1 protein-coding gene is annotated in these 1,355 nt (G+C 39.2%); it reads left to right on the forward strand.

Translation table 11 applies throughout. From position 1 onward, the window contains the following. Positions 1 to 439: 439 nt before the first annotated feature. Positions 440 to 1,126 (forward strand): lysozyme inhibitor LprI family protein, encoded by a 687-nt coding sequence (locus tag J2T13_RS26235; RefSeq protein ID WP_429375656.1) that lies wholly within the window; start codon positions 440 to 442, stop codon positions 1,124 to 1,126. Positions 1,127 to 1,355: the final 229 nt, after the last annotated feature.

A 1,355-nucleotide genomic window follows, 5' to 3' on the forward strand; every position in this document is an offset into this window, starting at 1 on the left:
GGTTGGCACGGTGATACGGGCTCAGAGGCCCAACCAGCTGAATCGGGGTATGAACAAAAGGCGAGGGCATAAAACACTTTATGCGACGGGATCTAGGTCCCAACAAAGCATGCGTTTTTCAGCCCAGTGTTTCCTCCAGAATAAAGAAAAAGTTCATCCCCGAGCCAGTCGGGTATGAACTGAGAATACCAACATTGCATTACCACAGTGGTCGCTACGCTCCCTTGGCCGCCAAGAGGAATTTTCGGAGAAGTGAATTCAGGCGACACATCCAATCAGCTAAGTGGCAAAGCCACCCGGACCTAAGGTCCTTAAGCCGATTGGACGTCGGTAATGCGCCAACGTTATATGACAGTCTGCTGTAACTACCGCCATGCATCCTTGCATGGCTAGTGTATTGGTAGAGGCTAAAAAATTACATTGAAACGAGACGATATTAATGAATAAAAAATTATTATTTTATAGATTATGTGTTCTAATTATATTGATATTTGGTGTTTGTTCTTACATAGTTATGACTGAAAAGCTGAAAAGGGATGATAAGAAGATTGATATACTGGAAAGCAGAATAGATGAATACCAAAATTCAGAAAAAGAGTTCAATTCGCTAAAAATTACATTGCAAGAATCACTTAATAAAGCTGGTGAAACAAACAATAACTTAGAGAGACAGATTAAGGAAAGTAATCATTATGGCGATTATCAAGGTAATGATTACTTTTCGAACATCATTAATGATAACCCGATTGATAAAGATTATCAGCAGGAGTTTGAAAAACTTCAAGAAAGTGACGAGTCTACAACCTTAGAATGGGGGGCGTTTGAGGCGAGATATATAATAAAATGGCAAGATGAAGTTAATGCGGCACTTGAGCATTTATACAAATCGTTAAATGAAGTGGATCGGATAAATCTTGAGCAATCTCAAAAAAGTTGGCAATCCTATATAGAGGATGATATTAATTTCGTCAGCAATAAGTTTATATTTACTAGATATTTTGGTACTCAAGGTGATGTGCAATTAGCAGCAGTTCAATTACATAGAACCAGAGAAAGGGCGATAGAACTTATGGAGTATATTTTTAGTATGGACAGAACTACAATGGATTTTGTATATGATAATTAAGAATCCTGCTTGATTTTAAGTGGTATTTAACATACATGGATTACAAACGAAAGTAATAGGCAATGGTTCGTCGCACGCCATCCGTGGCGTGCTCCTCGGTACGCAGACCGTCACAAAACACTCTGGATTGGTTGCGCAGTTGCCCGAAAAAAAGACCTTCATAAGCACAGTATGAAGGCTTTCAATAAAGATATCATATGAGAAGCAAAGCTCCGCGGCAATTGCGCAA

It is taken from the genome of Paenibacillus sp. DS2015, assembly GCF_050433705.1.
In the GTDB taxonomy this organism is placed as follows: domain Bacteria; phylum Bacillota; class Bacilli; order Paenibacillales; family Paenibacillaceae; genus Paenibacillus_AQ.

What these genes read in the sequence shown, in the direction of transcription:
- J2T13_RS26235 (WP_429375656.1), top strand. Translation starts at nt 440, where the DNA reads ATGAATAAAAAATTATTATTTTATAGATTATGTGTTCTAATTATATTG.